Source organism: Bifidobacterium choerinum (assembly GCF_000741135.1).
GTDB lineage: Bacteria > Actinomycetota > Actinomycetes > Actinomycetales > Bifidobacteriaceae > Bifidobacterium > Bifidobacterium choerinum.
Genome location: NZ_JGYU01000007.1, coordinates 139,978 through 165,008, shown reverse-complemented (window position 1 = coordinate 165,008; position 25,031 = coordinate 139,978). Strand labels below are relative to the sequence as shown.

The 25,031-nt window shown below is 67.2% G+C and carries 16 protein-coding genes and 2 pseudogenes; 5 read left to right on the top strand and 13 right to left on the bottom strand.

The window, feature by feature from the left end:
* The first annotated feature begins 21 nt into the window (after positions 1-21).
* From BCHO_RS08845 to BCHO_RS09785, 3 genes and pseudogenes are all read left to right on the top strand, one after another.
* Positions 22-1,209: a PP2C family protein-serine/threonine phosphatase gene (locus tag BCHO_RS08845; protein ID WP_024541109.1), complete on the top strand. Its 1,188-nt coding sequence runs from the start codon at positions 22-24 to the stop codon at positions 1,207-1,209.
* Between the two features lie 330 nt (positions 1,210-1,539).
* A pseudogene (locus BCHO_RS09745) lies at positions 1,540-1,767 on the top strand (variant leucine-rich repeat-containing protein); the annotation flags it as partial.
* A gap of 132 nt (positions 1,768-1,899) precedes the next feature.
* Positions 1,900-2,388, top strand: a complete 489-nt coding sequence (locus BCHO_RS09785; protein WP_474844304.1) for a variant leucine-rich repeat-containing protein — start codon at positions 1,900-1,902, stop codon at positions 2,386-2,388.
* A gap of 540 nt (positions 2,389-2,928) precedes the next feature.
* Here BCHO_RS09785 and BCHO_RS06255 read toward each other — a convergent pair.
* The 5 genes and pseudogenes from BCHO_RS06255 to BCHO_RS06235 form a co-directional block, all read right to left on the bottom strand.
* Positions 2,929-3,714 carry an FHA domain-containing protein gene (locus tag BCHO_RS06255; protein WP_024541111.1) on the bottom strand — a complete coding sequence of 262 codons (786 nt, stop codon included), beginning with the start codon at positions 3,712-3,714 and terminating at the stop codon, positions 2,929-2,931.
* A 185-nt stretch (positions 3,715-3,899) separates the two neighbouring features.
* A complete protein-coding gene (locus BCHO_RS06250) occupies positions 3,900-7,928 on the bottom strand; it encodes a DNA-directed RNA polymerase subunit beta' (RefSeq protein ID WP_024541112.1) in 4,029 nt (1,342 codons plus the stop codon).
* A 53-nt stretch (positions 7,929-7,981) separates the two neighbouring features.
* Positions 7,982-11,542, bottom strand: coding sequence for a DNA-directed RNA polymerase subunit beta (gene rpoB / locus BCHO_RS06245; RefSeq protein WP_024541113.1), 3,561 nt, complete (start codon positions 11,540-11,542; stop codon positions 7,982-7,984).
* 262 nt (positions 11,543-11,804) lie between these two features.
* Entirely contained in the window at positions 11,805-12,524 is a 720-nt protein-coding gene (locus BCHO_RS06240) for a hypothetical protein (protein ID WP_051354902.1), read from the bottom strand.
* Between the two features lie 117 nt (positions 12,525-12,641).
* Positions 12,642-13,488 (bottom strand): annotated as a pseudogene (locus BCHO_RS06235) (HhH-GPD family protein).
* A gap of 261 nt (positions 13,489-13,749) precedes the next feature.
* On the opposite strand from BCHO_RS06235, the gene BCHO_RS06230 reads away from it, so the two are divergent.
* A complete protein-coding gene (locus tag BCHO_RS06230; protein ID WP_237743054.1) occupies positions 13,750-14,349 on the top strand; it encodes a tRNA (cytidine(34)-2'-O)-methyltransferase in 600 nt (199 codons plus the stop codon).
* A gap of 74 nt (positions 14,350-14,423) precedes the next feature.
* Here the strand turns inward: BCHO_RS06230 and BCHO_RS06225 are convergent, their stop codons facing one another.
* The 7 genes from BCHO_RS06225 to BCHO_RS06195 form a co-directional block, all read right to left on the bottom strand.
* Positions 14,424-15,788, bottom strand: a complete 1,365-nt coding sequence (locus BCHO_RS06225; RefSeq protein ID WP_024541117.1) for a PFL family protein — start codon at positions 15,786-15,788, stop codon at positions 14,424-14,426.
* Positions 15,789-15,853: 65 nt separating this feature from the next.
* Positions 15,854-16,126, bottom strand: coding sequence for an ACT domain-containing protein (locus BCHO_RS06220; protein WP_024541118.1), 273 nt, complete (start codon positions 16,124-16,126; stop codon positions 15,854-15,856).
* Positions 16,127-16,303: 177 nt separating this feature from the next.
* The gene (locus BCHO_RS06215) at positions 16,304-17,434 is read right to left on the bottom strand and encodes a class C sortase (protein ID WP_237743051.1); all 1,131 of its coding nucleotides are present in this window, start codon (positions 17,432-17,434) and stop codon (positions 16,304-16,306) included.
* Positions 17,435-17,647: 213 nt separating this feature from the next.
* The gene (galK, locus tag BCHO_RS06210) at positions 17,648-18,898 is read right to left on the bottom strand and encodes a galactokinase (protein ID WP_024541120.1); all 1,251 of its coding nucleotides are present in this window, start codon (positions 18,896-18,898) and stop codon (positions 17,648-17,650) included.
* Positions 18,899-18,971: 73 nt separating this feature from the next.
* Positions 18,972-20,231, bottom strand: a complete 1,260-nt coding sequence (galT, locus tag BCHO_RS06205; RefSeq protein ID WP_024541121.1) for a galactose-1-phosphate uridylyltransferase — start codon at positions 20,229-20,231, stop codon at positions 18,972-18,974.
* A 5-nt stretch (positions 20,232-20,236) separates the two neighbouring features.
* Positions 20,237-21,061 carry a DeoR/GlpR family DNA-binding transcription regulator gene (locus BCHO_RS06200; protein WP_193345753.1) on the bottom strand — a complete coding sequence of 275 codons (825 nt, stop codon included), beginning with the start codon at positions 21,059-21,061 and terminating at the stop codon, positions 20,237-20,239.
* Between the two features lie 190 nt (positions 21,062-21,251).
* Positions 21,252-22,250, bottom strand: a complete 999-nt coding sequence (locus BCHO_RS06195; protein ID WP_081707976.1) for a glycosyltransferase — start codon at positions 22,248-22,250, stop codon at positions 21,252-21,254.
* Positions 22,251-22,496: 246 nt separating this feature from the next.
* On the opposite strand from BCHO_RS06195, the gene BCHO_RS06190 reads away from it, so the two are divergent.
* Complete coding sequence (locus BCHO_RS06190; protein WP_024541124.1) at positions 22,497-23,645, top strand: quinone-dependent dihydroorotate dehydrogenase; 1,149 nt, start codon at positions 22,497-22,499, stop codon at positions 23,643-23,645.
* Positions 23,646-23,737: 92 nt separating this feature from the next.
* Here BCHO_RS06190 and BCHO_RS06185 read toward each other — a convergent pair whose 3' ends face one another.
* Complete coding sequence (locus BCHO_RS06185; protein ID WP_024541125.1) at positions 23,738-24,889, bottom strand: NADH:flavin oxidoreductase/NADH oxidase; 1,152 nt, start codon at positions 24,887-24,889, stop codon at positions 23,738-23,740.
* Positions 24,890-25,031: the final 142 nt, after the last annotated feature.

The window sequence follows — 25,031 nt, the reverse complement described above, 5'->3', positions numbered from 1 at the left end:
CAACGGGTAGGAAGGATGCGCATGCAACAGGCAGTCATCAGTGTCGCTGCGCTCACCGACATCGGACGCAAGCGCCGCACGAACCAGGACAGCTGGCTCGCCGAGCGCGGCGTCTACATGGTCTGCGACGGCATGGGCGGCGAATCCGGCGGCGAACGCGCGAGCGCGATCGCCGTCGAGGAGCTCGCCCAGCTCGCACGGGAGGCGACGCGCACGCGCGCGTCGATCGAGGAGACGCTCGAACGCGCGCAGTCGCGCACGCGGGCGCTCGGACTGACGCTCGGTGGCATCGCCGGCACGACGGTCACCGGCGTCGTGCTGCCGCAGTGGTTTGCGGCCGCCGACGAGCTCGAATGCGGCTGCGCGGACGGGGCGACGCATTTCGCCGACGCGCACCGCAAGCCGACGGCGACGCATCATCCGAAGCACAGCGCGCAGTACAACGCGATCGCGACGCTCGGCGCGATCGACGAGCTGCGTCCGCTGTCCGGATTCGGCGACGATTGGGACGCGACGCAGCCCGGCGCGGACGCGCTCGACGCGGCCATCGACGACATGGCCGGCGGCGCGCAGGCGGCCGACGCGAACGCGGCGGCCGACGCGACGTCCGACATGGCGCGCTTCGGCGAGCATCGCGCCGACATCGCGCCGGACGCATGGTCGATCGCGATCCGGCAGCTGCTGCCGGACGCCGAACCGCACATGTGCTACGTCGTCAACGTCGGCGATTCGCGCACCTACCATATGAACCTCGGTTTCGACGGGCATTGGGACGCCGCCTCGCTCACGCAGATCACGCACGACCATTCGCGTCGGCAGGAGGCGATCGAGTCCGGCGAGATGACGCCCGAGGAGGCGGAACGTTCGATCGCGCGCAACGTCATCACGCAGTGCATCGGCTCGCCGATGGGCATCCGGCCGGACCTCTTCATGGCGGACGCGGCCGGACGGTTCATCATCTGCTCCGACGGCTGCCATGGCGAGATCGACGACGCCACGATTGCACACGTCGCCGCGCAGCACGATATGGCCGACGCTGCGGCGCGCGCATTGATCGACGCGTCGCTGGCGGCCGGCGGCGGCGACAACGTCACCGTCATCGTCGTCGACATGCCATGGGACGCGACGCGCACCGAGGCATGGCACTGCGAACGGCTCGAGATCGACGAAGATCTCTCGGATATCGACGATGCAACCGTGCAGACGTGAGTCTGCACGACGGCGGGCGCAGCGCAGCCGTGGGTCCGCACGCGAGTGTACGCAACGCAGCCGTGAGAACGACTGCACGCAGGTGTCGTGAGTCTGCACAGCGGCGCACACTGTGCGGGCATGCACACGGTTGCATGTCGATATGCACTATACTCACGCATACAGGCGCACGCTGGTGTGCGAACGTGAGCAGTACGCGCGCGACGGACGTGAGACGGCGCTCCGTCGGCGGGCACGACAGACGATAAGGTAGGAACAAGGACACGGTTTCGCCACCTCCCGGCGCGTTGTGCGCGGGCCGGGGACGGCGAGGGAAAAGAGGAACACATCATGGTCAGTTACGACGACGCGGTGGCGATCATCCAGGATCCGCAGGCCGACCCGGTCACGCTCGCGAAGGTCGCCTACGAGAATCCGGAATTCGGCGCGAACGTGGCCGCGCATCCGCGCGCTTATCCGGGACTGCTGCGCTGGATTGCGCAGTTCGGCGACGAACGCGCGCGTGCGACCGTCGCGCAGCTCGGCTATCATTCGCAGCTCGGCGCCGTCGAGGACCGTCAGGTCGATGCCGCGGCAATCGACGAGGCCGCCGCGATCGCCGCGGCGATCGACGCCGCGCAGGCGAACGCCGCCTCTCGCCCGACCGCGGCTGCGTCCCCGGCTGTGGACAATGTGGCCGGCGGTCTCGTCATGAACGCCGCGACCGCCGGCGACGAGGCGCAGCCGATCGCATCCCAGACCGGCACCGTCGAATACGCGAGCGTCGAGGCGCAGCCGGTTTCCTTCGAGCCGGCGCAGCAGACCGGCGTCGACATGCTCAGCGAACAGTTCAACAACATCGGCATGGACGCCTCGCAGACGAACATGGACGCCTCGCAGTCCGCAGCGGCCTCCCCCTCCGTCGCCGCGCCCGACATGGCGCAGCAGCCGATGATGGATCAGGCGCAGCCGGCGGACGCCTATGCGCAGATCCAGGCGACGAACCCCTACGGCTTCACGGCCGAGGTCGCGATGACGACGCCGGACACGACGGTCATGCAGCAGATCGCGCAGTACGCGCCCGAACTGCATCCGGCGCTCGCGCAGAACCCGTACATCTATCCGGAGCTGCTCAGCTGGCTCGGCATGCTGGGCGAGCCGGCGACGAACGCGTCGATCGCCCAGCGTCAGCAGCAGTAGGCCCATGCATATGCCTGCGGGCTGCCCCCATCTGCAACAGTTAGTTGGGCGTGGCCTGACCGAGCCCGCGCATATTGCCGGCGGGGCGGGAATCTCACGCGGATTCCCGCCCCGCCGGCATATATGATGCGTCCCACGCCGGTCTGCAATCGTCCTGTATGGGCGATGCACCCGTCACGTTCGCAAACCGACCCTCCAGCGACCATGGCGGGCGCACTGCGTACCAAATACGTTCGCGGATCGCCGCTTTCTGATCGCTCCAGATGTAAAGCCACCCCATCGCGATCGCAAAGCCGCTCCGTTGTGATCGTCCCGGTTGCATCCCCCGCCCCGAATGGTCGCAACGAAGCGACCGCAGGGATGCGATCGGTTGGTTCCGTCCCATTTTCCCACCGATGTCAAGCAACCCGGATGGGACCGGGCTGCTTGTGGTGTCCGACTTTCCTACGGCGGGCAGACAATCCGGACGAAATCGGTCTGCCCTGAGTCCGGGTTCCCCGCAACCTGGGGGTAACCCGGATGTGTCGCCGCATATGCCGACTATTCGGCGGCGTCCTCGAAATCGAAGACCTGGTCGCCGATGCGCACCTTGCACGGCGCGGTGAGCCGCATCGGCGTGCCCTTGACGACCTGACGCTCGCCTTCGTCGTCGATGACGTAGGTGCCGTTGAGCGAACCGTAGTCCTCGATCCACAGCGAGCCGTCCTGATCGAAGCTGATCGCCGCATGGTTGCGCGAGACGGTGCGCGTCGGGTCGACGAGCCGTACCGACTTCGCACCCTGCGGGATGTCCTGCGACGGCTTGCGTCCCATCAGCACGCCCATGTCGACGAGGATGTTCTGCCCAGTGACCTCGTTGACGAGACGGTAGACGTGGCGCGGCTCCTTCTTCATGAAGGCCGTCGACAGCACAGTGCCGTCCCATTCCTCGCTGCCTTCGGCGCCTTCCTCGGCCGTGTATTCGAGATCGTCGCCCAGATGCGCGTTGTAGGAGTCGTCCGGGATAAGCGCCGGCTGTTCCGACGTCGTCGCGTTGACGTGCTCCTCCTCATGGAAGGGCTGCGCGGCCGGTTGGGCGGCGACCGATTCGACCGATTCGGCCACGGCGACCGGCTGCGCGTTCATATCCGGCTGTGCCTGCATGTCCGGCTGCATGTTCACATCCGATGACGGCTGCGCGGCGACCGGCTGCGCCCCATAGGCGTCCTGCTGCGGGTTCTGCTGTGCCGCGGCGTCCTTGTGTTCGGGGACGAGCATATCCGCTTCGACGTCATCGTCGGCGTACCATCCCATTTCTGGCGCCGGAGGATACGGTAATTTCTTCATGGTTCAGTCTTAGCACACCGCCTTGGAAAACCGCGCCGTGCCGCCACGGAATGGATGACCCCGATCTCCTTGTCCGCTCATCCGTGCGAAGACGACGAAGGGCGGCTCCCGTGCATGGGAGCCGCCCTTCGCTCAGATTCGCTCAGTCAGCGATGGCCGGCGCAACCGGCGCCGACGATCGTCGCTCAGAACTTGAAGTCGTCGCCGAGATCGCCGCCGAGGTCCTCCTGACCGCCGTTGTCGTCCAGGAAGTCGTCCGGGTTGAAGTCGTCGCCGAGCTTGAGGTCGCCGAAATCGATGTTCGAGAAGTCGACGTCGGACATGTCGCCATCGCCGAACTCGCCGCCGAGACCGTCCTCGCCGAGACCGAAGTTCGGGTAGATCGTGTCGCGGATCGCCTTGTCCGGCTCGACGACGGCGTTGCGGTAACGCGCCAGTCCGGTGCCGGCCGGGATGAGCTTGCCGATGATGACGTTCTCCTTGAGGCCCTTGAGGTCGTCTTCCTTCTCGTTGAGCGCCGCTTCGGTGAGCACGCGCGTCGTCTCCTGGAACGACGCCGCGGACAGCCACGAATCGGTCGCGAGCGACGCCTTCGTGATGCCCATCAGCTCCGGACGGCCCGCCGCCGGCTTGCCGCCGTTGGCGACGGCCGCGCGGTTCGCCTCGGTGAAGCGCGCACGGTCGACGAGTTCGCCCGGCAGCAGCGTCGTGTCACCGGAATCGATGACGGTGATGCGACGCAGCATCTGGTGGACGATGACCTCGATGTGCTTGTCATGGATGTCGACGCCCTGCGAGCGGTACACGTTGTGCACCTCCTCGACGATGTTCTTCTGGGCGGCGTTCGGTCCGAGGATGCGCAGGATCTTCTTCGGGTCGACCGAACCTTCGATCAGCTGCGTGCCAGCTTCGACGTGCTCGCCGTCCTTGACGAGGAGCGGCGCGCGACGCGTCACCGGATAGGCTTCCTCCTCGCTGCCGTCGTCGGGCTTGATGAAGACCTGACGACCGCGTTCGCTGTCCTCGATCCTCACGGTGCCGGCGACCTGCGCGATCGGCGCCTCGCCCTTCGGCGTACGCGCCTCGAAGAGCTCGGTGACACGCGGCAGACCCTGCGTGATATCCGAGGCCGACGCGACGCCGCCGGAGTGGAACGAACGCAGCGTCAGCTGCGTGCCCGGTTCGCCGATCGACTGCGCGGCGACGATGCCGACCGCCTCGCCGACGTCGACGAGCTTGTTCGTCGCGAGCGACCAGCCGTAGCACTTCGCGCACACGCCGCGCTTCGACTCGCAGGTGAGCACCGAACGGCCCTTGACCTCCTCGACGCCGTGCGCGACGAGGTCGTTGAGCACGTCCATCGACAGCGCGTCGCCGGCGTGGTAGAGCACGGTCTTGCCGTCGGCCGGGTCGATGACGTCGGCCGCGAGCAGACGCGAGTAGGGACCGCCATCGGCCGCCTTGACGAGCACGAGGTTGCCGTCCTCGTCGCGTTCGGCGACCTTCATCGTCAGGCCGCGCTTCGTGCCGCAGTCCTCCTCGCGAACGATGACCTCCTGCGAGACGTCGACGAGTCGACGGGTCAGGTAGCCCGATTCCGCCGTACGCAGTGCCGTATCGGCCAGACCCTTGCGCGCGCCGTGCTGCGAGATGAAGTACTCGAGCACGGACAGGCCGTCGCGGTAGTTCGACTTGACCGGTCGGGGGATGATCTCACCCTTCGGGTTCGCCACGAGGCCTCGCATGCCGGCAATCTGACGGATCTGCATCCAGTTGCCTCGTGCGCCGGACTGCACCATGATGTTCACGTTGTTGTCGTCATGGAAGTTCTCGCGCATCGCCTCGGCGACCTTGTCGGTGCACTCGGTCCACAGGTTGATGAGCTCCTGACGGCGCTCGTCTTCGGTGAGCAGGCCGAGGTCGTACTGGCTGTTGACCTTGGAGGCCTCCGCCTCGTAGCCCTTGATGATCTCCTCGCGCTCCGGCGGGGCGACGATGTCCGAGAAGGCCATCGTGACGCCCGACCACGGCGCACGCGTGAAGCCGAGGTCCTTGAGCGCGTCGAGGACGGCGGCGACCTGCTGCGTCGAGTAGCGCGTCGCGATGTCGTCGACGATCTTCGAGAGCTTGCCCTTCGGGCACTGCTCGTTGATGAACGGGTAGTTCACCGGCAGCGTCTCGTTGAACAGGATGCGGCCGAGCGACGTCGCGAACAGCACGGTGCCGTCGGTGAAGCGCTCCTCCTTGACGACGTCCGGGCTGCCCGGCTCCGGGTCGACGACCTTGACCTCGCCCGGCTCCCAGTCCTTCGGCAGCACGAAGTCCTCGGGCAGGCGGATGAGCACCTTGGCCTGCATGTCGATCTCGTGGCGGTCGAGCGCCATCTGCGCCTCGTCGAGCGACGAGAAGACGCGGCCCTGGCCCTTCGCGCCGTCGACGACGGTGCTCAGGTAGTACAGGCCCAGGATCATGTCCTGCGACGGCATCGTGACGGTGTGGCCGTCGGCCGGCTTGAGGATGTTGTCGGAGGCCAGCATCAGCGAGCGGGCCTCGGCCTGCGCCTCGGCGCTCAGCGGCAGATGGACCGCCATCTGGTCGCCGTCGAAGTCCGCGTTGAACGCGGCGCAGGCGAGCGGCGGCAGGTGGATGGCCTTGCCTTCGACGAGGATCGGCTCGAAGGCCTGGATGCCCAGACGGTGCAGCGTAGGCGCACGGTTGAGCAGGACCGGATGCTCGGAGATGACCTCCTCGAGCACGCCCCAGACCTCGGCGTCGCCGCGGTCGACGAGACGCTTCGCGCTCTTCATGTTCTGCGCGTAGTTGAGGTCGACGAGGCGCTTGATGACGAATGGCTTGAACAGCTCGAGCGCCATCGGCTTCGGCAGGCCGCACTGGTGCATGCGCAGCGACGGGCCGACGACGATGACCGAACGGCCCGAGTAGTCGACGCGCTTGCCGAGCAGGTTCTGGCGGAAACGGCCCTGCTTGCCCTTGAGCATGTCAGACAGCGACTTGAGCGGACGGTTCGAGGCGCCGGTGACCGGGCGGCCGCGGCGGCCGTTGTCGAACAGCGAGTCGACGGCCTCCTGGAGCATGCGCTTCTCGTTGTTGAGCATGATCTCCGGGGCGCCGAGCTCGATGAGTCGCTTGAGTCGGTTGTTGCGGTTGATGACGCGGCGGTACAGGTCGTTGAGGTCGGAGGTCGCGAAGCGGCCGCCGTCGAGCTGCACCATCGGGCGCAGGTCCGGCGGGATGACCGGGATCACGTCGAGGACCATCGCCTCCGGCTTGTTGCCGGTCGTCAGGAACGCGTTGACGACCTTGAGGCGCTTGAGGGCGCGGGCCTTGCGCTGGCCGGTGCCGGTCTCGATCTCCTCGCGCAGTTCCTTCGCGGCGGCTTCGAGGTCGAAGTCCTGCAGGCGCTTCTTGATCGCCTCGGCGCCCATGCAGCCCTCGAAGTAGTCGCCGTAGCGATCCTCCATCTCACGCCACAGGTCGACGTCGTTCTCCATGTCGCCCGGCTTGAGGTTCTTGAACTTGTCGAAGACCGCGCCGATGCGTGCGATCTGGTCGTCGTAGCGCTGGCGGATCGCCGCCATGTCGCGCTCGGCGCCGTTGCGCAGCTTCGTGCGGGCGCTGCCCTTGACCTCGCCGTCGGCCTCGAGCTCGGCCAAATCGGCCTCGACCTTCTTCGCGCGCGCCTCGATCTCGTTGTCACGACGGCGCTCGAGGTTCTTCACCTCGTTGTCGAACTCGTCCTGGAGATCCGGAAGATCCTTGTGACGCTGCTCCTCATCGACCTTCGTGACCATGTAGGACGCGAAGTAGATGACCTTCTCGAGCTCCTTCGGCGCGATGCCGAGCAGGTAGCCCAGACGGCTCGGCACACCCTTGAAGAACCAGATGTGCGTGACCGGCGCGGCCAGCTCGATGTGGCCCATGCGCTCGCGGCGCACGCGGCTGCGCGTCACCTCGACGCCGCAGCGCTCGCACACGATGCCCTTGAAGCGCACGCGCTTGTACTTGCCGCACGCGCACTCCCAGTCGCGCGTCGGTCCGAAGATCTGCTCGCCGAACAGGCCGTCCTTCTCCGGCTTGAGCGTGCGGTAGTTGATGGTCTCCGGCTTCTTGACCTCGCCGTAGCTCCAGCCACGGATGTCGTCCGCGGTGGCCAGGCCGATTTTCAGTTTGTCAAATGCGTTGACGTCCAGCACTTACGTTTGTCCTGTCTGTGTAGGTTCTTGTTTCTCTTGAATGACTCGTGTGATTACTTGTATTCAGGTTCATCAACGATTTGGTCGGCCTTCGCGACGGTGTCCGGGCGGGCGCCGATGTTGAAGCCGAGGTCGTTGGAGGAGGAGACCGGATCGTCGTCCTCTTCCTTCATGTCGATCGCGACGCCTTCGGCGTTGAGCACTTCGACGTTGAGGGACAGGGACTGCATTTCCTTGAGGAGGACCTTGAACGACTCGGGGATGCCCGCCGGCGGCAGGTTATCGCCCTTGACGATCGCTCCGTAGACGCGCACGCGACCATCGACGTCGTCCGACTTCGTGGTCATCATCTCGTGCAGCGTGTACGCGGCGCCGTAGGCCTCGAGGGCCCACACCTCCATCTCGCCGAAGCGCTGGCCGCCGAACTGTGCCTTGCCGCCGAGCGGCTGCTGCGTGATCATCGAGTATGGGCCGGTCGAACGCGCGTGGATCTTGTCGTCGACGAGGTGGTGCAGCTTGAGCATGTACATGTAGCCCACCGAGATCGGCTTCGGGAACGGTTCGCCGGTGCGGCCGTCGAACAGCGTCGCCTTGCCGTCGGGTCCGACGAGCTTGTTGCCGTCGCGGTCGGCCAATGTCGTCGACAGCAGGCCCTTGAGCGTCTCCTGGCGCACGCCGTCGAAGACCGGGGTCGCGACCGGGGTTCCCGGCGCGCCCTTCTCGGCGCCCTTCGGCACGTACTGCTTCCATGCGGCCTCGAGGTCCGGATCGAGCGAGATGTCCCAGCCCGCGTGCGCGACCCAGCCGAGGTGCAGTTCGAGCACCTGGCCGAGGTTCATTCGCGAAGGCACGCCGAGCGGGTTGAGCATGATGTCGACCGGGGTGCCGTCCGCGAGGAACGGCATGTCCTCCTCCGGCAGGATGCGCGAGATGACGCCCTTGTTGCCGTGGCGGCCCGAGAGCTTGTCGCCCTGCGTGATCTTGCGGTGCTGCGCGATGTAGACGCGGATCATCTGGTTGACGCCGTTGGGCAGCTCGTCGCCGTCCTCCTCGGCGTCCTCGCGCGTGATCTCCTTGACGGCGATGACGGTGCCGGTCTCGCCGTGCGGCACGCGCAGCGAGGTGTCGCGCACCTCGCGGCTCTTCTCGCCGAAGATCGCACGCAGCAGGCGCTCCTCCGGGGTCAGCTCGGTCTCGCCCTTCGGCGTGACCTTGCCGACGAGGATGTCGCCGGCCTCGACCTCGGCGCCGATGCGGATGATGCCGCGCTCGTCGAGGTTCGCGACCGCGTCCTCGCCGACGTTCGGCAGGTCGCGCGTGATCTCCTCGGCGCCGAGCTTCGTCTCGCGGGCGTCGATCTCGTACTCCTCGATGTGGATCGAGGAGAGCGTGTCGTCCTGGACGAGGCGCTGCGAGATGATGACGGCGTCCTCGTAGTTGTAGCCGTTCCACGGCATGAACGCGACGAGCAGGTTCTTGCCGAGGGCCATCTCGCCCTTCTCGGTCGCCGGGCCGTCCGCGAGGACGGTGCCCTTCTCGACGCGTTCGCCGTCGTGGATGAGCGGGACCTGGTTGTAGCACGTCGTCTGGTTCGAGCGCTGGAACTTCGCGAGCTTGTAGGAGCTCGTCGTGCCGTCGTCGTTCATGACGCGGATGATGTCCGCGGACACGTAGGTGACGACGCCCGGCTTCTCGGCGAGGATGACGTCTCCGGAGTCGACGGCCGCGCGCCATTCCGCGCCGGTGCCGACGAGCGGACGCTCGGACTTGATCAGCGGGACGGCCTGGCGCTGCATGTTGGTGCCCATCAGCGCTCGGTGGCCCTCGTCGTGCTCGAGGAACGGGATCAGCGACGCGCCGACGGAGACCATCTGGCGCGGGGAGACGTCCATGTAGTCGACCATCTCGACCGGGACGTCCTCCGCCTCGCCGGCCGCGTCTCGCACGAGGGCTTCCTTCTCGACGAAGTTGCCGTTCTCGTCGAGCTTCTGGTTCGCCTGCGCGATGACGTGCTCGGCGTCGCGGTCCGCGGTCATGTACTCGACCTCGTTGGTCACGTGGCCGTTGACGACCTTGCGGTACGGCGTCTCGATGAAGCCGAAGGGGTTGATGCGGCCGAAGGTCGCAAGCGAGCCGATGAGGCCGATGTTCGGGCCTTCAGGGGACTCGATCGGGCACATGCGTCCGAAGTGGGACGGGTGCACGTCGCGCACCTCCATCGACGCGCGGTCGCGCGACAGGCCGCCGGGGCCGAGCGCGGACAGACGGCGCTTGTTCGTCACGCCGGCGAGCGGGTTGTTCTGGTCCATGAACTGCGAGAGCTGCGAGGTGCCGAAGAACTCCTTGATCGTCGCGTTGACCGGACGGATGTTGATCAGCGACTGCGGCGTGATCGCCTCGGCGTCCTGCGTCGTCATGCGTTCGCGCACGACGCGCTCCATGCGGCTCAGGCCGGTGCGCAGCTGGTTCTGGATCAGCTCGCCGACCTGGCGGATGCGGCGGTTGCCGAAATGGTCAATGTCGTCGACGTCCACGCGCAGCTCGACGTCCTTGCCGTCGCGCTTGCCCGGGAACGTCGCGGCGCCGGCGTGCAGCGTCACGAGGTACTTGAGCGTCGCGATGATGTCCTCGCGGCTGAGCGAGCGGTCGTTGTAGTCCTTCTCGAGGCCGAGCTTGCGGTTGATCTTGTAGCGGCCGACGCGCGCCAGATCATAGCGCTTCGTGTTGAAGTAGAAGGAGTCGAGCAGGTTCTTGCCGGCCTCCGGCGTCGCCGCGTCGGTCGGGCGGATCTTGCGGTAGAGGTCGACGAGCGCCTCGTCCTGGCTGTCGATCTTCTCGTTGTCGAGCGCGTCGAGCACGAGCGGATAGCCCTCGAAGGCCTCGCGGATCTCGGAGCGCGACATGCCGATCGCCATCAGGAAGACGATCGCCGACTGCTTGCGCTTGCGGTCGACGCGCACGCCGAGGAAGTCGCGCTTGTCGATCTCGAACTCGAGCCATGCGCCGCGGCTCGGGATGATCTTCGCGCCGAAGATCTCCTTGTCAGACGAACGGTCCTGCTGGCGGTCGAAGTAGACGCCCGGCGAGCGCACGAGCTGCGAGACGATGACGCGCTCGGTGCCGCCGATGATGAAGGTGCCGTGCGGCGTCTGCAGCGGGAAGTCGCCCATGAAGACGGTCTGCGACTTGATCTCGCCGGTGTCGCCGTTCTCGAACTCGGCGTTGACGTACAGCGGCGCCGAGTAGGTGTAGTCCTTCTCCTTGCATTCCTGGACCGTGTGGCGCGGCTCCTCGAAGTACGGGTCGGAGAACGTCAGGCTCATCGTCTGCGAATAGTTCTCGATCGGGGAGATCTCCTGAAAGACCTCGTCGAGGCCGGAGATGTGGGCGACGGTGTGCGTGCCCTTCTCCTCGTCCTCGCGCACGCGCTGCTGCCAGCGTTCGTTGCCGATCAGCCAGTCGAAGCTGTCGGTCTGCACGCCGAGCAGGTACGGCACGTCGATGGGTTCGGCGATCGAGCCGAAGTTCACGCGATCCGACGCTTTGTGCAGGTCGATGTCCCGCTGGTCGGCACGCGCGATGATGGAAGTGGTGTTCGTCGTAGTCTCAGACAATGGACGTTCCTTATCGCTGCTTGTTGTTCGTAACTATGCTCACAGTCAGAAGCGCGGTCACCGGCCGCCATATGCCTGGGTACGCGGGCGCTTCGTCTTCGATAGCATGCCCGCCATATGACACACTAGACACGAAATCAATATACTATCGATTCCAACCATCCGACGCAATCGACATTCCGAAAATATGAGCAATCTCACACTTTTTTGACGTCGCCGTCGACGATGCCGAACATCGACGCAGCCGACGCAGCCGCCGGCGTCAGCCGACGGTGATCGTGACCGGTTCGCTCTCCACATGCGTGTCGCCGTCGATGACGAGCTGCGCCGTGTACGTGCCGCGGTCGACGTGCGGCAGCTCCGCGGACGCCTTGCATTCGTCGCCGGAACGCACCGTGTCCCAGACAATCTTCCGCTCGTCGGTGACGCCCTCCATCATCAGCAGCGGACGGTACGCCGCCTCGCAGGCGTCGGAACGCCACACCGTGTCCGCGCCGGACCTGATGACGAGGACGCGCGCGTCGTCGGCACCGTCGACGAAGCAGCCGGCCGGATCGGTGCCGACGTACGTCATCGTCGCCGTGAACTCGAGCGAGCCGCCGAGCGGCACGACGTCGGCCGCCGGCGTCAGCGTCATCTGCAGGTTCTTCGCCGTGCAGTCCTTCACCTTGCTCTTCTTCGGCGGCGCCGGTACCGCCGAACGCGACACGGCCATGCGGTCGGCGGCGCCAATCCATTCGTGCGCGGCGACGGCGCCGCGGATCAGGCTGTAGACGCACAGCACGCACACGATCAGGAACACGAGCAGGCCGCCGAAGAACACGAGGCGGCGCCTGCGGTACATCGCGCGCTTGCGCTTCGACATCGTGCGCTTGCGCGGACGCACGCCGCCCGACGACGCGCGCGACGTCGACGTTCTCGACGACGGCGACGTATTCGACGAGCGGTTCGACGACGTGCGCTGATGTGGTGGCTTCGGCATGCTCACCATCTTATCCACGCCGCCCGCCCAGAGCGCTGCCGCGCGATGACGACGGCAGCATCGACAGCGGTGACGACGACCAGACCGACGCCCCGCGATGCCGGCAGTGCCGCAGCGCTACGCCGGCAGCCGCACGCCGTGGTCGGGCAGGATCTCGATCAGACCGTCCTCGTCGAGCGACGCGATGCAGCGGTCGAGCTGCACGCCGTCCTTCCACAGACGCGCAGCCGCCTCGTGCGACAATACGCCGCGCGCGTCGGCCGGCAGGTCGCGCAGCGCCTGCATGACGATGCCGCGCACCTGACGGTCGGTGCCGGCGAAGCGCTGCCGCGGCCGTGTGCGCCGCTCCCCCAGATGAGGACGGCCGGCGGCGAAGAAACGGCAGCGTGCGCGCAGCGGGCAGTCGTCGCAGTCCGGTTGCTTCGCCGTGCACACGAGCGCGCCGAGCTCCATGACCGCCTGGTTCCACGTCGCGCTCGCCGACGCATCCTTCGGCAGCACGACGTCGGCGAGCGCACGCTCGAGCGCGCTCGCCGAGCCGCCGAGCGACTCCTCGCCGAGGAACACGCGGCTGAGGACCCGGCGGATGTTCGTGTCGATGACGGCGATGCGCTCGCCGTAGGCGAAACTGAGCACGGCGCTCGCCGTGTAGTCGCCGATGCCGGGCAGCGCCGTCAGCGCCGCGTAGTCGCGCGGCAGCTCGTCGCGGCATTCGGCGGCGACGACGCGCGCGCATTCCTGCAGCCGCAGCGCGCGGCGCGGGTATCCGAGGCGCCCCCCATGCCTCGAGCACGTCGGCACGCGGCGCGGCGGCGAGCGCGGCGGCGTCGGGCCATCGTGCCATCCACGCGTTCCAGTACGGCACGACCCTGCCCATCTGCGTCTGCTGGCTCATGACCTCGCAGACGAGCACGCCCCACGGCGACGTGCGGCCGTCGCGCCACGGCAGCTCGCGCGCGTGCATGTCCCACCAGGCGAACAATGCCGAGCGCAGCTGCGCGGCGAGGCGCTGCGCGGCCTCGGCGCGCGAGACGCCGACGACGTCGCATGGGTCGGCGGGTTTCTTCGTTCGGGTGACCATAGCCACGCCATTGTAGCGGAGCGCCGGCGGCGTGGGAAGCGCGCGTCTCGCCGGGGCAATATCGTGTGTCTCGTGACGAATGAAGCAACGAATCCCGCGGACGCCGCGGCCGCCGGCGCCGATCCCGAGGCGCAGGTGGAGCGGATGTTCGAATACGGCTACCGCAAGTCGAACTACGGCCCCGATGAACTCGTGACCGACGCGCACGGCAATCCGATCTCGGTCGTCGACGCGATGATGTCGGCGATGGAGGCGGCGAACACGCCGACGTCGACGCCGCATCTGTGCTACTACTCCCCGCGCATCCCCGGCAACACCGGCTCGGCGATCCGCCTGTGCGCGGTCACCGGCACGATCCTGCATCTGATCGAGCCGCTCGGCTTCAATCTGCGCGACACGAAGCTGCGCCGCGCCGGACTCGACTACCATGACATGGCGCATGTCGTGCTCCATCCGAACTTCGAGGACCTCGTCGAGTCGATGCCCGATTCGCGCATCATCGCGTTCACGGCGCATGCGACGAAGCTGTACACCGACGTCGAATACCGGCCGACCGATATCCTGCTGTTCGGCCCCGAGCCGGGCAACATCCCCGATCCAACCGACATCATGTTCGGCCCGCATGTCGCCGAGCAGGTGCGCCTGCCGATGCGCCCGAGTCTGCGCAGCCTCAATCTGACGAACTGCGCGTCGATCGCGATCTACGAGGCGTGGCGGCAGCTGGGGTTTGACGGGGGCCAATGAATACCCACCCCAATATGCGAGATGGGCGTGCATCAATCGGTTGATGCACGCCCATCTCGCATATTGGAGTGGGGTCAGTTCTTGAAACTGTGGATCGGCGCGGGGATGCGGCCGCCGCGCGTCACGAAGGCCTCGCAGCTCGCCGTGTTCACCGGCATGATCGGCGCGTAGCCCATCAGACCGCCGAAGTTCGCCATCTGGCCGACGGTCTTGCCGACGACCGGGATGACGCGCACCGCCGTCGTCTTCTGGTTGACCATACCGATCGCCGATTCGTCGGCGATGATGCCGGAGATCGTCGAGGCGGGCGTGTCACCGGGGATCGCGATCATGTCGAGACCGACCGAGCACACGCAGGTCATCGCCTCGAGCTTCTCGATCGTCAGGCAGCCGGATTCGGCCGCGTCGATCATGTTCTTGTCCTCGGAGACCGGGATGAACGCGCCGGACAGGCCGCCGACGTACGAGGACGCCATGATGCCGCCCTTCTTCACCTGGTCGTTGAGCATCGCGAGCGCGGCCGTCGTGCCGGGGCCGCCGACCTGCGCGAGTCCCATCTTCTCGAGCACCTCGCCGACCGAGTCGCCGACGGCCGGCGTCGGCGCGAGCGACAGGTCGATGATGCCGAAGGGCACGCCGAGGCGCTTCGACGCCTCCTGTGCGACGAGCTGGCCGACGCGCGTGATCTTGAACGCGGTGCGCTTGATCGTCTCGCACAGGAACTCGAAGTCCTTGCCGACGGCCGCGTCGAGCGCGCGGGAGACGACGCCCGGTCCGGAGACGCCGACGTTGATGACGGCGTCGCCTTCGGTCACGCCGTGGAAGCCGCCCGCCATGAACGGGTTGTCGTCCGGCGCGTTGCAGAACGCGACGAACTTGACGCAGCCGTAGGAGTCGATGTCGGCGGTCGCTTCGGCGATCTCCTTGATGATGTGGCCGAGCATGTCGACGGCGTTCATGTCGATGCCGGTCTTCGTCGAGCCGACATTGACCGACGAGCAGACGATGTCGGTTTCGCTCAGCGCGGCCGGCAGCGAACGGATGAGCAGCTCCTCGGCCGGCGTCATCGACTTCGAGACGAGCGCCGAGTAGCCGCCGATGAGGTCGACGCCGACGGTCTTCGCGGCGTGGTCGAGCGCGTGCGCGATCTTGACGAAGTCGGCGCTCGTCCTGCAGCAGCTCGCGCCGACGAGCGCGATCGGCGTCACCGTGATGCGCTTGTTGACGATCGGGATGCCGAAGTCGCGTTCGATCGACTCGCCGGTGGAGACGAGGTCCTTCGCGTAGGTCGTGATTTTGTCGTAGATCTTGCGGCAGGTCTCGTCGACGTCGGTCGTCGCGCAATCCATGAGGCTGATGCCCATCGTGATCGTGCGCACGTCGAGCTTCTCCTGCTCGATCATCTGGTTGGTCTCGTGGACCTCCATGATATTCAGCATGCTGGTTCCTTCCGGCTGTGGGCTGTTGCGTTCGCATTGGCGGCCGCGGCGCGGCCGGCATGTGCTCAGACGCGGTGCATCTTCGTGAAGATCTCCTCGCGCTGGCAGCGGATGCGCACGCCGATGTCCTCGCCGAGTGCCTCGAGGTCGTCCACGATCGTCTCGAACGCGACGTCGGCGTTCGAGTAGTCGACGATCATCATCATGTTGAAGAATCCGTCGATGATCGTCTGGGAAATGTCGAGCACGTTCGTGTGGTGTTCGGAAAGATACGTGCAGACGCGAGCGATGATGCCGACGGTGTCCTGGCCGACGACGGTGATGATTGCCTTGTTCATGGATCTCCCTGGGTCTCGGGCTGGTTCGCCCTGAAAAGTACCGGCAAGCCCCAAGTATAGGGAAGAGCTGCGCCAAGTTCGCCGGCGTTTCGCATGTCAGAACCCCGCCGGATACGGCGACGGCCCGCGCCGCGTCCCCTGCCGGGGCGCCGCGCGGGCCGTCGGGGCCGTCCGCTGCTACCGCTTCGCGTGGTGCGTCGGCTGGTTGCGCATGCGCCGGCGCTGCACGACGAACACGGCCACGACCGCGGCGACGACGAGCGTCACGATGATCGCCGTCACCGTGATGTCCTGCGTCAGGCCCTCGTCGCGGTACGGCGTGTGCTGCTGCGGCGATTCGGTCGGGATCCGGTGTCCGGTGACGATGAGGCGGTGCGAGTTGACGCCGTACGGCGTGCAGGTGACGAGGCTCGCCAGGTCGCGCCCGTTCTGGATCGCGAGGTCCTTGATCTGGTTCGGCAGCACCGTGTGCGTCGCCTCGACCTCGTAGGTGAGCACCTCGTCGTAGACGGTGATCGTGAACTTGTCGCCCTTGCCGAGCGTGTCGAGCCCGGTGAACAGCATCGCGCTTGGCAGGCCGGTGTGGCCGGTGAGCACCGTGTGCGTCGACGGGCCGCCGACCGGCAGGCTCGAGCCTTCGAGGTGTCCGGCCGCGATCTGCAGGATCGTCTCGTCGGTGCCGTGGTAGATCGGCAGACGCGCCTTGATCTTCGGGATCGTCACGTAGCCCATGATGCCGGTGCCGCTCACGTCGAGGATCGACTCGTAGACCTTCTTTTCCTCGGGGGTCGGCAGGAACCTGGACGTGCCCTGTCCGACGAGCGACTCGTTGTATTCCTTCGCGCGCGCGATCTCCTTGGCGCGGTCCTCCTTCGACGTGTCGGCGACCTTCTCGATGTAGCCGGCGACGGCGCGCGACGCGACATGGCGGTTCCATGCGTCGGCGACCGTCGGGTACAGGATCAGGCCGACGCCGATGAGCAGCAGCGCGCTCATCGCCGCGAGCATCGCGAAGAACCTGCGGTTGTCCTTCTTGCGCTTGGCGGCGAGCTGCTCCGGCGTCAGCCTCGGCTTGCCCGGCTCGTGCGGGTCGATGATGTCGGCGAAGCCGTCGCCGTCCTGCATGTCGGCGCCGCCGTCCGCGTCGCCGCCCTCCCCCGACATATCGTGCATGTCGTCGCCATGCATGTCGTCGTCGTGCATGTCGTCGTCGTGCATGTCGTCGTCGTGCATGTCCTGCCACATGTCCCAGTCGTCGTGGTCGCCGTCGTGTTCGTCGTGGTTGCCGTCGTCCCACCTGTCAGCCATAGCGCGTTCACCCTCTCGCCGTCCGCGTCCACGCCGCGGCCGTCCCTGCAATCTGTTTGTCCGTTTAGAGCATAACCGCACCGACGCGCATCCGCACGCCGCCTTCCCAAACCTTTACGTTTCGCCTGCACGTCGCGCGCAGGACGGCGCGGACGACGACGTCCCCGCCCGCCGGCGAGGCGGTGCGGGGACGTGTACGACGATCGGCGGCGCTCAGCGCACGCGCTGCGCCGCGGCGGCCGCATGGGCCGGCAGCGCGCGCGGCGCGCGGAAGCCGCGGCGCGCGAACTCGTCGGCGATGCGCTGCGCGATCCGTTCGCTCTCGCCGGCGTCGACGAGCGCGATGATCGAGCCGCCGAAGCCGCCGCCGGTCATGCGCGCGCCGTACGCGCCCTCGGCTCGCGCGACGTCGACGGCGACGTCGAGTTCGGGCACCGTCACCTCGTAGTCGTCGCGCAGCGAATCATGCGACGCGTTGAACAACGCGCCGGCCTCCTTCATGTCGCCGCGCGCGAAGGCGCCGATGAAACGGTCGACGCGGCCGATCTCGGTGACGACGTGACGCACGCGCCTGCGCATCGTCCCGTCGTCGAGACGCGCGAGCACGTCGTCGAGCGCCCGCTGCGGATCGTCGGCGGCGTTGACCTCGTCGGCGACCTCGCGCAGGTTCGCCACGCCAAGGATCGCCGCCGCCCGCTCGCACATCGTGCGGCGTGCCTCGTACTGGCCGTCGTTGAGCTGATGCGGCGCGCGCGTGTCGAGCACGAGCAGCTCGAGGCCGTAGCGTCCCAGATCGAAGGGCTCCTGCTCGGCGCTGCCGAGCGCGTCGAGGCCCGGACGGCAGTCGAGGCGCAGCGCGTGGCCCTCGGTGCAGCGCATCGACGCGTTCTGGTCGAGGCCGCCGGTCGACGCGCCGGCCATATCGTTCTCCGCGCGGATCGCCGCGTCGATCAACGTGATGCGGCCGGCGTCGTCGCCGCCGAAGCCGAGCGCGTGCACGTCGTCGAGCGCGAGCGCCGTCGAGCAGGTCATCGCCGCCGACGAGCTCAGTCCCGAGCCGAGCGGCACGCAGGAGACGAAGGCCGCGTCGAAGCCGCGCACCTGGCCGAAGCCGGCGTCGCGCAGCGCCCAGGCGACGCCGACCGGATAGGCCGCCCAGCCGTCGACGCCGCCGGCCGCAAGGCCGTTGAGTTCGGCTTCGGCGACCGTCTCGGGCGCGATATCGGAGACGGCGCGCACCATCGTGTCATCGCGCGCCGCGAGCGCCACGTAGGTGCGGTGCGGCAGCGCGATCGGCAGGCAGAGGCCGCCGTTGTAGTCCGTGTGTTCGCCGATGAGATTGACGCGTCCGGGCGCCGCCCACACGCCTTCCGGGTCGTCGCCGTAGCGTTCGCGGAACAGCGCGGCCGCCCTGCGCGCGCCGTCGTCGTCGCCCATCGCCTCGATGAATTCCACCTGTGCCATAAGTTGTCTTTCCGTAGTTGTTCGTCTGAGTTGCACGTCGTTGTGTGCCGTCCGATGGTGCCTCGGCCGACGTTCAGCCTTCGTCGGCGATGTCGACCGGGCCGAGCTCGTGGAAGCGCGCGGCGATGAGTTCGGGCGTCGTGTCCGAGATCCATGCGGCCATGCCCGATTCGGAGCCGGCGAGGTATTTGATCTTGTTCGCCGCGCGGCGGAACGAGAAGAACTGCAGGTTGAGCCGGTAGTGCTCGCGGCGCTTGTCATGCACCGGTGCCTGGTGCCAGGCGGCGATGTACGGCAGGTCCATGCCGTTGCCGTCGCCCCTGTCGAAGAAGCGGTTGCCGCGTTTGAGCAGCGTCGAGTACATCTGCGCGAGGTCCCAGCGCTCCTGGTCGTCGAGCTGGTCGAGCGTGAGGACGCCGTCGCGCAGCGGCGCGACGTGCACCTCGAGCGGCCAGCGCGCGGCCGCCGGCACATAGGCGACCCAGCTGTGGTTGCGCATGACGACGCGGTGGCGCGCGTCGATCTCGGCGGCCATCAGGTCGTGCAGCAGGTTGCCGCCGGTGCGCTCGAAGTAGGCCTCGGTGTGCTCGAGCTCGGTCTCGAGCTTCGGCGCGATGAACGGGTACGCGTAGATCTGGCCGTGCGGGTGCGCGAGCGAGACGCCGATCTCCTCGCCGTGGTTTTCGAAGGGGAAGACCTGCTCGATGCCGTCGATCGCGCTCAGTTCGGCCGTGCGGAAGGCCCACGCCTCGACGACGGTGCGCAGGCGCGACACCGGCAGGTCGGCGGGCAGACCGTCCTCGTTCGGGTCGAAGCAGATGACCTCGCAGCGACCGGCCGCCGGACGCACCTGCCACAGCGGGTTGCCGTCGACATCGCCGGTCTCGTCGGGCACGCCCGGCACCTGCACCATCGACGGGAAGCGGTTCTCGAAGATGACGACGTCGTAGTCGGTGTCCGGCACCTCGCCGTCCTGGTACGGGTCGCCCGGCTTGCGCGCGGCGAGCGGGTTGCCCTTCGCCGTCGCGCCGGCACCAGCCGTGATCGGACGGTTCATGCGCGCCGTTGCCATCGGGATCCAGTCGCCGGTGAGCGGGTCGCGGCGCATCTGCGGCGCCTGGTAGCGCACCTCGACGCCGTCGGCGTCCAGATGCGGCGCGAAGCGGTCCGGCAGCGGACGCGGATCATCGAGGCGGCGCGTGCGCTCGCCGGAGACGAATTCTGGCTCGTCGTCGAGGTAGAAGAAGTCGCGGCCGTCGGCGAGCGTCGTCGCCGTGATGCGGATGTGCTCCTTCGCGTAGTCGCCGGGTTCGTAGTGTGCATATCGTGACATCGTCGTCATTCGCTTTCTGTGTCGTCGGATGCCCTGTCGTGGGCGAGTACGAGTTCCTTGACGAGGTCCCTCGTCTTCGTCGCCGAGTCGGCGTCGAGGCCGTCGTCGGTGATGACCGTGTCCACCTGGTCGAAGCGCGCGAACAGCGACAGCGACGTGCTGCTCCACTTCGTGTGGTCGGTGAGGATGATCGTGCGGTCGGCGATGTCCATCATCGCCATGTCGGTCGCCGCCTCGAGCGAGTTCGGCATCAGGAAGCCGCGCGGGATCGACACCGAGTGGGTGCCGAGGAACACGGTGTTCACGCGCAGCGACGCGATGACCTTGTCGGCGATCGGGCCGACGAGCGAGTTCGAGCGCGTGATGACGCCGCCGGTGACGATGACCTCGACGTCCTTCGATTCGAGGGCCTGCACGAGTTCGGCGACCGGGATCGAGTTCGTCAGGATCGTGATGCCGTTCGAGTGCTGCGATTCGAGCAGATGCTGCGCGAAGACGTAGGCGGTCGTGCCGCCGCCGATCGCGATGACGTCGCCCGGCGAGACGTAGTCGATCGCCTGCTGCGCGATCGCGTCCTTGAGGCCGATGTCCATCTGCGACTTGACCGAGAACAGCGGCTCGCTCAGCAACGTGCTCGTCGACACGGCGCCGCCGTGCACGCGCCGCAGCAGGCCCTTGTCCGCGAGTTCGGCGATGTCTCTGCGGATCGTCATCGCCGAGACGCCGAGCTCCTTGGACAGCGCGGTGATGCGCACCGCGCCGCGCGTACGCAGCCGGCTCAGGATGAGATGCTGTCGTTGTGAGGAAATCATGCGAACATTATCGCACATTTCCTCCCACTAGACAACCCGAAACAAACATTTCGGCGTGTTTTCCAAACAGAAGCGAACATACATCGACTATTATGCACACGTATGCAGTGCACGACGCGCACACGGAACGCGCGCAGGAGCCGTCGACGGTTGCGCATGCGGTACATGCGCCGCACGGACAGACCGCGACGCACGGCGCACGCAAAGATCAGTCGACGTCCTCGGCCTCGGCCTCGAGTTCGTCGTTGAAATCGTCGTCGGGCGCGTCGGCGATCTGCCGGCGGGCGGCGCGGCGCTCGAGCTCGCGCTCGCGCGGGTCGTGCAGCTGCCGGTGCATGCGCGAGAACCCCCATTTGGTCACCTTGCGCATCGCCTCGTGCACGATCGCGCCGTCCATCTTCGAGACGCCGAGCGCGCGCTCCGGGAACACGATCGGCACCTCGACGACGACGCCGCCGGCCGCGACGACGCGTCGCGTCATATCGATCTGGAACACGTAGCCGTTGTCGTCGATGCCGTCGAGGTCGAGACGGCGCAGGATGCGCGCACGGTAGGCGCGGAAGCCGCTCGTCATGTCGCGCACCTTGAGCCCGAGCATGAAGCGCGCGTAGGAGGAGCCGGCGCGCGAGATGACGTCGCGGTACCACGGCCAGTTCTGCGTCGTGCCGCCGGGCACGCGGCGCGATCCGAGCACGAGGTCGACATGCTCGTCGTCGCGGATGCGCTGCAGGATGCGCCGCAGGTCCTCGGGGCGGTGCGAGCCGTCCATGTCCATCTCGCAGATGATGTCGTAGCCGCGCGCGAGCGCCCATTTGAAGCCCTCGATGTACGCCGAGCCGAGGCCGAGCTTGCCTTCGCGGTGCAGCACATGCAGCTTCGATCCGGTCGTCTTCGCGTTGACGCGGTTCGCGATCTTGAGGTCGGCGGTGCTCACGTTTGCATCGGACAGCAGCGCTGCATCGTCGTCGTCCTTGCAGAACGCGACGTCGTGCGCGATGTCGTTGCTTTTGATCTCGACGCTCAGCCCCGGCGTCATATGCGTGGCCTTCGCGATGACGTCGGCGAGCCGTCCGGTGCCGTCGGGCGAGTTGTCGTCGACGACGAGCACGTCGACGTCCGGGTTGAGCTCGAAGACGCCGCTGAGCGTCGGTTCGAGGTTCGCGCGTTCGTTGTACGTCGGCATGACCACGCATACACGACCCGTCATATCCGCCTCCCGTCCGTCGGCCGCCGCCGGCCGTCTGCTCCCCGACTTTACCGCATGCCGCGTCGGCATCGCGGAATCGGCGCCGCAGCCTCGGATTTCCGTACCGACTGTAGTCAGCGTCCCGCCAGCGCGCATCCCGTGCAGCCATCGGCAAAACCGCGCCGACGGACGGCATATGCGTCTCCTTTCACCGTTTCCCCGCGGTTCGCACGTGCGTTCCGCGGGCGAACATGGCACAATGGAACGATGGCTTACGTTTCCGAGAACAGCTTGCATGACGCAATCAACAAGGCGACGACCGACTTGTTCACCTGCGCCTACAAGAACATCATCAAACCGCATTTCGTCTTCAACAAGCCGCCGGACCGGTCGCACGCCCAGATGATCGGGTTCTGCAAGGTCACGCGCAACATCCCGCCGCTGATGTGGCTGCTGCGCCAGATGCTCGACTACACCGACCCGATCCTCGAAACCTCGGTCATGGGCGTCGACTTCGCCAACCCCTTCGGCCTGTCCGCCGGCCTCGACAAGGACTGCGAGATGGCGACGCTGCTCGACAACGCCGGCTTCGGCTTCGAGACGGTCGGCTCGACGACGGCGCGCCCGTGCGCCGGCAATCCGCGCCCGTGGTTCCACCGTCTGCCCGAATACGATTCGATGATGGTGCATGTGGGACTGGCCAACGAGGGCTCCGACAAGATCATCGCGAAGACCGAGCAGGCGTGGCGCCGCACGCGCACGATGCAGATGTCGGTGTCGATCGCACGCACGAACGATGCCCTCGTCGGCGGCATCGACGAGGGCATCGAGGACTACTGCGTCTCGATGCGCCGCGCCGCCGGGCGCACGGCGATGGTCGAGGTGAACATCTCGTGCCCGAACACGAAGGTCGGCGAGCCGTTCAACGAGGATCCGGAGGCGCTTGACCGCCTGTTCACCGAGCTCGACAAGATCGACCGCCCGCAGCCGACGCTCGTCAAGATGCCGCTCAACAAGACGTGGGAGGAGTTCCGCGAACTCGTCGACGTGCTCGCCGACCACAACGTGCAGGGCCTGTCGATCGCGAACCTGCAGAAGGACCGCAGCGGCATGACGATTCCGCCGTCGTGGCTCGGCGGCCTGTCGGGCGGCCCGTGCACCGTCGAGAGCACCGAGCTGATCCGCCGCGTCTACCGCGACTACGGCGACCGTTTCGCGATCGCCGGCATCGGCGGCGTCTTCACGCCGAAGCAGGCGTATGAGAAGATCCGCGCCGGCTCGTCGCTCGTCATGTTCGTCTCGGCGCTGATGTACCGCGGCCCTCAGCAGATCACCGTGCTCAAGCGCGGCCTCGCCGAGCTGCTGCGCCGCGACGGCTTCGCGCATGTGTCCGACGCCGTCGGCGTCGACGCATAGGCGATCGGCCGAACAGACACGCGCATATGGGGAGGCCCGGGCGTCATCGACGTCCGGGCCTCCCCGCGTTCATACGGCGATCGCCGCCGCGATCACCAGTTCTCGCCGTCGCGCCATGCGCCGCGCACGAGCTGCGGCGGATAGTCGATCTCGTCGCGCGCCATGCCGAGCTTCGCGGCGGCGCGCAGCGGCCAGTACGGTTCGCGCAGGCCGGCGCGGCCGATCTCGACGGCGTCGGCCTGCCCGTGCGTGAGGATCCTGAGCGCCTGACGCGGCTTCGTGATCAGGCCGACGGCCGTCGTCGCGATGCCGGCCTCGTTGCGCACACGGTCGGCGAACGGCACCTGGTAGCCGGGACGCACCGGGATCGTCACTTGCGGCAGCACGCCGCCGGTCGAGACGTCGATCAGGTCGACGCCGTGGTCCTTGAGCGTCCTCGCGAGCGCGACGGCGTCGTCGGCGCCGAATCCGCCCTCGGCCCAGTCAGTCGCCGAGATGCGCACGAACACCGGCATGTCGTCGCGTACGACGCCGCGCACCTTGTCCACCGTCTCGATGAGCATGCGCGCGCGGTTGCGCGGAGATCCGCCGTATTCGTCGTCGCGCACGTTCGTCAGCGGGTCGAGGAACTCGGAGAGCAGGTAGCCGTGGGCCGCATGGATCTCGATCGCCTCGAAGCCGGCCTCCTGCGCGCGCCATGCGGCGTCACGGAAGCAGTCCTCGATGTCATGGATCTCGTCGACGCCGAGCGCGCGCGGTTCGGGGAAGTCGCCGTAGGCGACCGGCGACGGAGCGACGGTGCGCCAGCCGCCCTCGTCGGGAGCGAGGCTCTCCCCCGGCACGCCGATGCCGAAGCAGCCGGTCGACGCCTTGCGTCCCGCATGCCCCAGCTGGATCGCCGGCGTCGCGCCGGCGCGCTTCATGCCGTCGACGATCCACCGGTAGGAGTCGATCTGCCCGTCCTCCCACAGGCCGAGGTCGCATGGCGAAATGCGTCCCTCGGGCGTGACGGCCGTCGCCTCGACGATGATGAGGCCGAATCCGCCGAGCGCGCGGGAGACATAGTGCTGGTAGTGGAAATCGGTCGGCCTGCCGTCGCACGCCGTCACCGAGTACATGCACATCGGCGGCAGCCAGATGCGGTTGCGCACGCTCGTGCCGCGGATCGTCATCGGTTCGAACAGGATCGGAGTCGCCGACGGGCGCTTCGCTGAGGTCTTCTTCTGCTTCTTTGCTTTGCCCATACCGCGCACTGTAGCACACCTGAACGGGCGTTCCGGACGCCTGCGGCGCCCCACCGGGCATCGGCGCATATGCGGCCCGCATGACGGCATACGACGGCATACGAAAAGGGGCGCCTTTCCGCTGGAACATGGCGGGAAGGCG

Bases quoted from the DNA above. Each gene is read 5' to 3' on its own strand.
- BCHO_RS06200 (WP_193345753.1), bottom strand. From the start codon at position 21,061: ATGTGCGATAATGTTCGCATGATTTCCTCACAACGACAGCATCTCATC.
- galT (WP_024541121.1), bottom strand. From the start codon at position 20,231: ATGTCACGATATGCACACTACGAACCCGGCGACTACGCGAAGGAGCAC.
- BCHO_RS06225 (WP_024541117.1), bottom strand. From the start codon at position 15,788: ATGCTGAATATCATGGAGGTCCACGAGACCAACCAGATGATCGAGCAG.
- BCHO_RS06230 (WP_237743054.1), top strand. From the start codon at position 13,750: ATGTTCGAATACGGCTACCGCAAGTCGAACTACGGCCCCGATGAACTC.
- BCHO_RS06240 (WP_051354902.1), bottom strand. From the start codon at position 12,524: ATGCCGAAGCCACCACATCAGCGCACGTCGTCGAACCGCTCGTCGAAT.
- BCHO_RS06185 (WP_024541125.1), bottom strand. From the start codon at position 24,889: ATGGGCAAAGCAAAGAAGCAGAAGAAGACCTCAGCGAAGCGCCCGTCG.
- BCHO_RS06190 (WP_024541124.1), top strand. From the start codon at position 22,497: ATGGCTTACGTTTCCGAGAACAGCTTGCATGACGCAATCAACAAGGCG.
- BCHO_RS08845 (WP_024541109.1), top strand. From the start codon at position 22: ATGCAACAGGCAGTCATCAGTGTCGCTGCGCTCACCGACATCGGACGC.
- BCHO_RS06195 (WP_081707976.1), bottom strand. From the start codon at position 22,250: ATGACGGGTCGTGTATGCGTGGTCATGCCGACGTACAACGAACGCGCG.
- galK (WP_024541120.1), bottom strand. From the start codon at position 18,898: ATGGCACAGGTGGAATTCATCGAGGCGATGGGCGACGACGACGGCGCG.
- BCHO_RS06220 (WP_024541118.1), bottom strand. From the start codon at position 16,126: ATGAACAAGGCAATCATCACCGTCGTCGGCCAGGACACCGTCGGCATC.
- BCHO_RS06215 (WP_237743051.1), bottom strand. From the start codon at position 17,434: ATGGCTGACAGGTGGGACGACGGCAACCACGACGAACACGACGGCGAC.
- BCHO_RS06255 (WP_024541111.1), bottom strand. From the start codon at position 3,714: ATGAAGAAATTACCGTATCCTCCGGCGCCAGAAATGGGATGGTACGCC.
- BCHO_RS09785 (WP_474844304.1), top strand. From the start codon at position 1,900: ATGAACGCCGCGACCGCCGGCGACGAGGCGCAGCCGATCGCATCCCAG.